We start from the raw sequence: 4,226 nt of genomic DNA on the forward strand, positions 1-4,226 counted from the left end.
TTTCCTAAATTCAGGTGAAGCATCATTTGTAACTTGGCTCTTTAGTACTCTGTGGATAGGAGGTTATACAGCACAGTTAACGTTTTTCACTTTGACTAATCTAGCTCTTTACAGTAGATTCAAATTGAATACTAAAGAGCTTTACTATGCCCCTCAACCACCCACAAAAATCCTCGAACTCCTCAAATCAGGCGAAGAACTGACACGCCCCAAGGCTTACAAGTTGGGTTTCGGCCATTGTTTACCTACCTTTATCTGTCAACTCCGCAAGGAAGGCTATAATATACGTTCATGGAAGGGGGAAAAGGGCTACTACCATTATCAGCTTGATACTCGAAAGCAAGTCCAATCCGATTTGTTTGAAGTCAAACAGCTTACTTTTGATTTTTAAAACGCAAGGACCATACTCAGTATATGGCAATCTCAAGTAGCCAATTTTAATCTAGCTCCAGATCACTGCTACTTGAGTTTGCCGCCAAAGACTAAGCGCTCTTAACTCCCCAAGCATTACACACTTTAATCGTGTTACTCGTTTGGGTAATAAATAACTGCTCTTCTGGTGCCGGACTAAAACCCGTAAGCGTCGCTACCTCGGTAGGTATTTTGCACATCCAATGACTACTCACCCCGTGCTTAGCACTCCATGGCTCGCAGCGAAAGTTAATCTGGTAATTTAATGGCGATTGCACCAACTTCGATGGTTCTTTCTCAATAAACCCAGCTAATTTACCCCGACTATCGCACAGTATTTCACCTTTCATTGACTGTGCGTCACAGTGAAATGCTTTGAAATATTGTTTAGCATTGGGATCATATTCAAACATCTCAACCTCAAAGCTCACGCTGGTGTTGTCCATACTATTACTAACATAGCTCGATAAGTCAGCCGTATTCGTATGACTCGAATAAAAACGCATAAACAACGGTGAAGTTTTTTGCTGTCGCCAACCTAAATAACTCCCCACCCCCACAACAGACGATTTATCGCCAGTCGTTGGGTCTATGACTTCAAAATCAGGGCTAAGCGTTATAGTACCTATTGTGAGGCTTTTAACGTGCATTATTCGGTTTTGATTGTTGCGGTTAAAATTAAAGCCTTGGAGTAAATTGCAATCAGAGTCTATTTCAAACATTTGTATCATCCTGATTATTACTTTTATTTATTTTCGCTTTCCCATATTTGTACATCACAATATAGAAACCAAGAATTACTACTGTAAAAAAAATAAGCTTCAACGCCCCCCAAACAATTATCATAATCCAACACCTCGAGTCTTCGCATAATAGTCCATTATTCCTTTTACCTTGGTCAACTTAGCTGTAGAGTCAATAATATCTGCTTTTGCCGCTTGCCATGATCGAGTAACAACTAAAGTTTTTGCTCCGACCCCTAACGTTTTCAATGTTCCACCTAAACCTAAATCGGTCGCAGTACCTTGAGCTGTATCAACAGCACGAAAGAAAAAACTTTCTCCTGAATTTTTTTCCCAATTCCCAACTAATGTAGATGTAAACCCTGCACCAACTGTTGCCATTTTGATACTACCAGCTGCATATTTCTTCAATCCATAAAAGATATTTCTACTTTGTGACCCTAAAGTTTCACCAATCTCAGCGCTACGAATAGATACCAGAGCATCAGTTAAAATCGCGGTTCCTTCAACAGCCTCACTGACACCCAAAGCTAACCAGCCAAAAGGAGTAGCAGCGACAAATATAATCCCTGTAGCCACAAGAATCTCGGCATGATGGTTACTTATAAAGTCATTTACAGAATGTACAGCAGATACCCCATTTTTTTCTACAACATGAAAGAAGTGCTTTGTTACAGACCACCAACTTTTATGACAGCCCTCTTGATTATGTGCCACAGGTGCAACAAATCGAGTCCTTACCGGCCACATACTTTGCTCGGTCGGCAAAACAGCATGATCGGTTAAATCCGTATTAAATGCCAAGCACATCGTCGCCTTGTCTTCCACCTCTCGCCAAGCCTGGCCTGTGATTTGCTGTAACGAGTTTAAAACATCTCTAATATGCGGCGCTTGATTGTCCATTTATTATGATTCCCTATAATTTTATTTCTGCAACATCTTATCATATAAAAATAGGGAATATTCATAGAAATATACTGTTTTAGATGCACTTAAGGCTATGTTTTATTAAATAACTTATTTTTGATTTTTAAAGCGCAAGGACCATACTCACTATATGGCAGTCTCAAACAGCGAATTTAACCTAGCTCCAGACACTGCTGCTTGATTTACCTAGAAGTACTCTGACAACCTCACATCAACAATCAACACCACTCCCCTCAAACTAACCCACAGTTTCAGTACATAACCATGTGGATAATCACTTAAATCAGCTCAGAACATTAGCTACATATATGAAGCCAAAATAATTTCTCTAAAAGTTACTTTTAAGCTAATATATTGGCTTAAGAAACCACTGGAATAGCTAACGTTTATAAACGGTGAAAATTGTTGGATCGGTCAAGAAAACTTAAAAAAGAGTTAAAGGTCTAGGAAAAAAAGTTTGTCAAAGAATGTTTTTATACTTTAGAGAAGAAGTGGAGCCTCACAAGACGAGGCTCAGCAAAACAACTGGTCTACCAGCTACTTTGTCTTTTTTCTTGTGGCTTAGCCATATTGACTTTTAAGTTACGGCCACCAGAGTCTTTCCCATCAAGCTCAAGAGCTGCTTGCGCTTGTTCCTGAGTTTGAAACTCAACAAATGCAAATCCTTTTGAGCGACCCGTATCACGATCAGTAATCACTCTTGCGCTAATCACTTCACCGTACTTTGAAAACATCTCTACTAGGTCGCGGTCTTCAACAGAATATGTCAAATTCCCTACATATAATTTCTTCATAAAAAATCAGTCTCACTAAATCATTCTTAAGTTGCCGTGTTCATACCCGGCTATAAATGGACTCTAAGGCCCAGCTCCATATTGAAGCTTGAATTTCATCAAACCAAACATAGATGCTACATATTAACATAAGCAGTCATGATCAGATAGTTTTGTGATAACTACATTGAGCAATAGCCTCCTTCGTCGGCATTTTGCCTCTGTTTTAGGGCACCGACTGTCTTAGTGAATTCACAGTTTTAGATGAATATGTTTTTGTCGCTTTATATGGTTTTTCTAGATGTCGTGCGGGATTCCAGGGGGGATCCTAGGAGAAAAAATATAAATAATTTTAGAGCTATACAAATATTGATCAATTACAACCTTTCCCAGTAATACAAACCATCAGAATCCACTTTCCTCTTCCTAATCAACTCTTGCAATACTGGTTGCAAACTACTGTACTCTACTTTTTGAGAGCGTAGACGATCTAGCACTTGGTCTTGTGTACACTTTCCGAGGAACTTCACCGTTGCGAATACGGCAGCAATTGGGCCTATATCTTGTTTATTCATAGCACTCAGTCCTAATACGCAAAAAACTCTTGCAGAGTATCGCTAATTTCAATCGCAACTTTATCACCGATGTGCCCCATTTTCCCGAGAAAACGGTCTTTAGTCACAGTTCTAATTTGCTCTAACAAAACAAGACCTTCTCGGCCTTTAAATGTGCAAGAAATTCTAAACGGTGTTTTACGTGACTGACTTGTGAGAGGTAAAACAGTAACAATACTTAAATTATCTATTAACTCTTGTGGAGAAATGACAACACAAGGGCGTGAGACCCCTCTTTGCTCACTTCCCTCTGTTGGGTTTAAGCGAATACTCCATACTTCAAAACGATTGATAGGTTTATCTACCATTCCCATTCATCCTCAAGGTCATTATTATTGCCGTCATTCGCCCACATTTTTTCTTCTTCGGTCATCCCTTCAGCCTTCAACGTCTGCGCAGCTTCTAGCCAGCCTGCACGAATAGGTTTAGCAGGGCGTATTAAAATGCCATCCGGCCGCTCTATAAGCTCGTAACTGTCACCAAAACTTAGATTTTTTCGCATTGTTGCAGGAACAATTACTGCTTTTGAATTCCCTAAGTTACTAAAATTCTTACTCATAATTAACCTTATGCAAAGTTATTACATATATTAATAAATTATAGCATGTAATGTTATTACATGTATATACTTTGACAGAGTGAAAGCTTTTTGTTTCCTTCAAAACAAGAATAGGCTCGCACAGCTCGCGACTTTCGGATGTCCGTGCTAACACCCGTCACTTTACCGCTTATTAACTCACATTAGTCTTGTTAGATCT

The 4,226-nt window shown here is 39.3% G+C and carries 6 protein-coding genes; 1 reads left to right on the top strand and 5 read right to left on the bottom strand.

Going from position 1 to position 4,226, the window contains the following annotated elements:
* Positions 1–391 (top strand): hypothetical protein (locus tag C200_RS15840; RefSeq protein WP_033923799.1); only part of this gene is annotated, 391 nt, incomplete at its 5' end.
* Positions 392–482: 91 nt separating this feature from the next.
* Here the strand turns inward: C200_RS15840 and C200_RS12525 are convergent.
* The 5 genes from C200_RS12525 to C200_RS12550 all read right to left on the bottom strand — a co-directional run bounded on the left by C200_RS12525 (position 483) and on the right by C200_RS12550 (position 4,027).
* Positions 483–1,133, bottom strand: coding sequence for a hypothetical protein (locus tag C200_RS12525; RefSeq protein WP_033923800.1), 651 nt, complete (start codon positions 1,131–1,133; stop codon positions 483–485).
* Between the two features lie 120 nt (positions 1,134–1,253).
* Entirely contained in the window at positions 1,254–2,057 is an 804-nt protein-coding gene (locus tag C200_RS12530) for a hypothetical protein (RefSeq protein ID WP_016211872.1), read from the bottom strand.
* A 554-nt stretch (positions 2,058–2,611) separates the two neighbouring features.
* On the bottom strand, positions 2,612–2,875 hold the full coding sequence (locus tag C200_RS12535; protein ID WP_032126138.1) for an RNA recognition motif domain-containing protein: 264 nt from the start codon (positions 2,873–2,875) through the stop codon (positions 2,612–2,614).
* 565 nt (positions 2,876–3,440) lie between these two features.
* Positions 3,441–3,776, bottom strand: a complete 336-nt coding sequence (locus C200_RS12545) for a type II toxin-antitoxin system PemK/MazF family toxin (RefSeq protein WP_016211871.1) — start codon at positions 3,774–3,776, stop codon at positions 3,441–3,443.
* Positions 3,770–4,027, bottom strand: a complete 258-nt coding sequence (locus tag C200_RS12550; RefSeq protein WP_016211873.1) for an AbrB/MazE/SpoVT family DNA-binding domain-containing protein — start codon at positions 4,025–4,027, stop codon at positions 3,770–3,772. Before C200_RS12550 ends, C200_RS12545 begins: the two co-directional genes overlap by 7 nt.
* Between the last annotated feature and the right edge of the window lie 199 nt (positions 4,028–4,226).

This window comes from Piscirickettsia salmonis LF-89 = ATCC VR-1361, assembly GCF_000297215.2.
GTDB classification, from domain to species: domain Bacteria; phylum Pseudomonadota; class Gammaproteobacteria; order Piscirickettsiales; family Piscirickettsiaceae; genus Piscirickettsia; species Piscirickettsia salmonis.

Excerpts from the sequence above, each read along its gene's own strand:
- C200_RS12525 (WP_033923800.1), bottom strand. The coding sequence starts at position 1,133 with ATGTTTGAAATAGACTCTGATTGCAATTTACTCCAAGGCTTTAATTTT.
- C200_RS12530 (WP_016211872.1), bottom strand. The coding sequence starts at position 2,057 with ATGGACAATCAAGCGCCGCATATTAGAGATGTTTTAAACTCGTTACAG.
- C200_RS12535 (WP_032126138.1), bottom strand. The coding sequence starts at position 2,875 with ATGAAGAAATTATATGTAGGGAATTTGACATATTCTGTTGAAGACCGC.
- C200_RS12545 (WP_016211871.1), bottom strand. The coding sequence starts at position 3,776 with ATGGTAGATAAACCTATCAATCGTTTTGAAGTATGGAGTATTCGCTTA.
- C200_RS12550 (WP_016211873.1), bottom strand. The coding sequence starts at position 4,027 with ATGAGTAAGAATTTTAGTAACTTAGGGAATTCAAAAGCAGTAATTGTT.